This window comes from Nitrospira sp. BLG_2 (assembly GCF_049222245.1).
The window spans coordinates 1-4,518 of sequence record NZ_JBLYIG010000378.1 but is presented as its reverse complement, the minus strand read 5'-3'; the positions used below and the strand labels follow the sequence as shown (position 1 = coordinate 4,518).

The following is a 4,518-nucleotide window of genomic DNA, read 5'->3' as shown; positions in this document are numbered from 1 at the left end:
CAAGTTTCCGAAAATATTGTCGCTTCAGTTTGAGTTGGCCGAGCCCCTCCGCTACGGAGAAAATCCTCACCAGCAAGGCGCGTTCTATCGAGAATTGGACAGCAAGGAACCATCCGTTTCTCGCGGGAAGATCTTGCATGGCAAGGCGATGTCCTACAATAATTTTCTCGATTCGAATTCCGCGCTCGAGTTGGTGAAGGAATATGAAGGGACGGCCGTCGCGATCATCAAGCACAACAATCCCTGTGGCGCGGCACTCGGTGAAACGCCGGTGGAGGCGTACGTCAAGGCAAGAGAGACGGATCCCATATCGGCCTTCGGAGGGGTGATCGCCTTCAACCGACCGGTGGATATGGCGGCTGCCAAGGAAATCACGTCCACGTTTGTCGAGGTTGTGATTGCTCCGGGATTTGCTGAAGATGCATTGGCCGAATTGAAACGGAAAAAGGATCTGCGGTTATTGGACGTGGGTCCCTTGACGAAGGTGAAGCAGGAAGGGTTCGATCTGAAGAAACTTGTCGGCGGGCTCATTGTGCAGGATCGCGATCTCGGTGTCTTATCGGATCTTCGGACGCTTGCCGTGCCGACCATCCGTAAACCGACGGATGAAGAATATGCCGCTTGCGCGTTTGCGTGGAAAGTCTGCAAACACGTCAAGTCCAACGCCATCATCTATGCCAAGCCGGGCCAGACCGTGGGCATTGGGGCAGGACAGATGAGCCGTGTGGATTCCGTGAAGTTGGCGGCCATGAAAGCGCAAATGCCGGTCAAAGGTTGTGTCATGGCTTCGGACGCCTTCTTTCCGTTCCGCGATGGCCTCGATGCCGCCGCCGAAGTCGGTATTACGGCCGTCATTCAGCCCGGCGGATCGATCCGAGATGCAGAAGTCGTTAAAGCCGCGGATGAACATGGGATGGCGATGATTCTTACCGGCATGCGCCATTTTAGACATTAGTCCCGGGAAGGCTGAGGTCGAGGTTAAGCCCAAGAGCCTTGGGATTTGTTTCACGCTCAGCCTTGACCTGAACCTCACTTGTTCTCTTGCGACACCATCGAAAATTTCCCCTACCAGACGGTACCACTCGCGAAAGGTAGACCCGTGAAAGTCCTTGTGGTCGGCAGCGGAGGACGTGAGCATGCGATGGTGTGGAAGCTCGCGCAGAGTCCGCGCAAGCCCATACTGTATTGTGCTCCTGGCAATGCGGGTATTGCTTCACTGGCGACATGCATCCCGATGAAGTCGGACGACGTTGGCGGCCTAAAAAACTTCGCGCTTCAGGAAAAGATTGATGTGACGGTGGTCGGGCCTGAAGCTCCTCTCGCGCTGGGCATTGTTGACGAATTCCGCAAAGCTCGGCTCAGAGTGTTTGGGCCGACCAGGAATGCTGCTCGTTTGGAATCCAGCAAGATCTTCTCGAAGGAGATAATGGCACGAGCGAAGATCCGAACGGCCCAAGCCCAAAGTTTCGAAAAGATGGCGGACGCACTCGCCTATGTCGAGCGGCAGGAGTTACCGATCGTGATCAAAGCAGACGGGTTGGCTCAAGGAAAAGGCGTCATCATTGCAACCACTCGTGACCAGGCGAAACAGGCAATCGTGGATTCGATGGAAAAGGCCGTGTTCGGTCAAGCCGGCAAACAGGTCTTGATTGAGCAGTTCCTCGACGGGGAGGAACTGACGATCATGGCGTTTACCGACGGCAAGACCGTGGTGCCGATGCCGCCGGCGCAAGATCATAAGCGGGTCGATGACGGCGATATGGGCCTGAATACCGGAGGGATGGGTGCCTATTGTCCGGCACCGTCGGGAACAGCTGAGATGCAGGATCAAGTTTGTCGTGAGGTCTTACAGCCGATGGTGGATGCCATGGCCCGGCTTGGGTCGCCATTCCAAGGCGTGCTCTACGCCGGATTGATGGTGGTGGATGGGACGCCGTACGTGCTCGAATTCAATGCTCGCATGGGGGATCCTGAAACACAAGTGGTGCTGCCTTTGCTCAAGACCGATTTTCTCGACGTCATCGAATCGGTCGTCGAGCATCGGCTTGATCAGCTTCCCATTGAATGGCATCGAGACGCTGCGATCTGTGTGGTGATGGCATCGGAAGGCTACCCTGGTCCTTATCAAACAGGGATGCCACTCTTCGGGCTTCCCTCGACGGCCATTTCATCGGACTCCTCGATGGTCTTTCATGCGGGAACAGCCCAGAAGGGGAATGCGATCGTGACAGCCGGAGGCCGTGTCCTCGGCGTTCTCGGTCGAGGGCGCACGTTATCCGAGGCGCAACGCGAAGCCTATCGAGCCGTGAAGACGATTTCCTTTGAAGGATGTCACTTCCGGACGGATATTGCTTACCGGGCGCTCAAGGCATAAATCGGGACAGTCCTATCCTCGAACGATCCATTCAGCAATTACGTCGATTGCATCCAAGAACTCGTGCACACTGCCGACATAGATCTATTTACCAAAGTCGGCCTAGGCCCGAACGGCCGGGGCCGATCTTCTTCTTAGCCGATTCACGCAATCTGTTAAAATACCTTCCCACGACGGTCAATACACACCATGAGAGAGACACAGGAACGCCTACATGAATACCGGTGTGGAACTATTGTGTCTGATGAAAGGGGAGGTCATGAAACGCAATCCGATGCAGTTAATCAATATGGGAGTTGGTTTCAGCTTCCTGCTTGGCCTTGTGGGATGTGATTACTGGCCTCCAGCCTTGCAAGCTGAAATCGAACAATTGCGATCTGAGGCCCAAACCCTGACCATAGAAAAAACTCAGCTTCAGGCTCAGGTTACCGACTTGTCCAGGACCAAACAGGAGCTAGAGGGGCATGTCGATCAACTGACCCGCATCAACCGAGAAAAAACAGGAATGCTCACCAGCCTCCAAAATCAGTTGGATGCGGCACGCGCCAGGGCATTGAAAGGGATGACTCCCAAGGCACCGTCTCATAAAACATCGGTAAAACCAGCCATGAAGGCCGCCGCGAAACCGACTTCCAAAAACACCGCAAGGCATCGGTGAGCAAGAAACAGGCGCCGATACGGTACCCATTGATCTTATTTTGAAGAAGAGGACGGTGTGGTACTCGGTGTGCTCGTCGATGAACTGGTTGGCGTTGCTGCAGGCGTCGATGCCGGAGCTGGAGAGGCTGCGCTGGTTGTAGCGGGAGCGGTTGACTCCTTTTTTTCTCCCTTTTCTCCAGTACTCGTTCCACCGGCCTCACCGCTCGCGCCGGATGGGGGTTTCAGTTTATCGGAATAGTCGGTGACGTACCATCCACTTCCCTTAAACATGATACCAGGCGATGAAATCAGCCGTCTGACCGCTTTCCCACACCGCTCACATGCCGAGATCGGATCATCTTTGATGCTTTGCTTCACTTCAAAACGATACGAACAGCTGTCACACTGATATTCGTAGATCGGCACCGCTTTCCTCCCTCTTATCTTTTACCTTGCCGGTGAACTAGATGAACCAATCATTCCTTACTCTAACTTTGCGAACGCTTGTTCCAGTCGCTCGAGTCCTCGGGTGATATTCGTCATGCTGGTGGCATAAGACAGCCTGAGATGCTCCGAGCTGCCAAAGGGTTCACCCGGGACGACCGCAGTTTGGGCTTCACGCAAGAGATATTGCGCTACGTCATTCGGCGTCTTCAGTACACCCGAGAGGCTACGTTTTCCCAAGACACCTTTGATATTGGGAAACGCATAGAAGGCTCCGGTGGGCATTCGGCATGACACGCCAGGAATTTTGTTTAATCCTTCCACAATGGCGATTCGGCGACGAGAAAATTCTTCCACCATTTGGCGAGTGAAGGATTCCCCAAGACGCAACGCAGCGACTGCCGCCTTCTGCGAGATCGAACAGGGATTCGACGTACTCTGGCTCTGGATATTGCCCATCGCCGTCAGCAGATCTTTTGGACCGGCCGCGTATCCGATTCGCCACCCTGTCATGGCATACGACTTTGATACGCCGTTGATGATGACCGTTCGTGCAGCGATCTCCGATCCCAACGAGGCAATGCTGATGTGCGTGGCCCCATCGTACAGTACCTTTTCATAAATCTCATCCGAAATGACAAGGAGATCGTGCCGGACTGCTACGGAGGCAATCTGTTCCAGCGTCGTCCGATCATAGGTCGCACCTGTCGGGTTGCACGGGCTATTCACGATGATGGCTTTGGTTCTCGGTGTAATGAGTCGTTCCAACTCCGTTGCATGGACCGCGTAACCTTCTTCCTCCTTGGTCGGCAATAGAATCGGCGTCGCATCGTTCAGAAGGGCCTGATCCGAATAGGAAACCCAGTAGGGGACCGGAATGATGATCTCGTCACCTGATTCGAGTAACGCTTCCGCCAAATTGTAGAGCGAGTGCTTGGCCCCGCAGGAGACGAGGATTTGGGACTTTTCATACCGAACTCCTAGTTCAGCCTGGAGCTTGTCGGCAATCGCTCCGCGCAATGCATCGATCCCGGACGACGGTGTGTATTTGGTAAACCCTT

At 54.4% G+C, this 4,518-nt stretch carries 5 protein-coding genes and 1 pseudogene; 4 read left to right on the top strand and 2 right to left on the bottom strand.

From position 1 onward, the window contains the following. The 4 genes from purH to ACOSYY_RS10495 all read left to right on the top strand — a co-directional run. The coding region (purH, locus tag ACOSYY_RS10510) for a bifunctional phosphoribosylaminoimidazolecarboxamide formyltransferase/IMP cyclohydrolase (protein WP_421662291.1) at nucleotides 1–955 on the top strand (955 nt) is incomplete at its 5' end. 144 nt (nucleotides 956–1,099) lie between these two features. Next, nucleotides 1,100–2,374, top strand: coding sequence for a phosphoribosylamine--glycine ligase (gene purD / locus ACOSYY_RS10505; protein WP_421662290.1), 1,275 nt, complete (start codon nucleotides 1,100–1,102; stop codon nucleotides 2,372–2,374). A 214-nt stretch (nucleotides 2,375–2,588) separates the two neighbouring features. Continuing rightward, on the top strand, nucleotides 2,589–3,032 hold the full coding sequence (locus ACOSYY_RS10500) for a hypothetical protein (RefSeq protein ID WP_421662289.1): 444 nt from the start codon (nucleotides 2,589–2,591) through the stop codon (nucleotides 3,030–3,032). A gap of 57 nt (nucleotides 3,033–3,089) precedes the next feature. Further along, complete coding sequence (locus ACOSYY_RS10495; protein WP_421662292.1) at nucleotides 3,090–3,272, top strand: hypothetical protein; 183 nt, start codon at nucleotides 3,090–3,092, stop codon at nucleotides 3,270–3,272. 26 nt (nucleotides 3,273–3,298) lie between these two features. Here the strand turns inward: ACOSYY_RS10495 and ACOSYY_RS10490 are convergent. Continuing rightward, nucleotides 3,299–3,439, bottom strand: a pseudogene (locus tag ACOSYY_RS10490) (FmdB family zinc ribbon protein); the annotation flags it as partial. A gap of 57 nt (nucleotides 3,440–3,496) precedes the next feature. After that, on the bottom strand, nucleotides 3,497–4,518 hold a 1,022-nt coding region (locus tag ACOSYY_RS10485; RefSeq protein WP_421662288.1), incomplete at its 5' end, for a pyridoxal phosphate-dependent aminotransferase.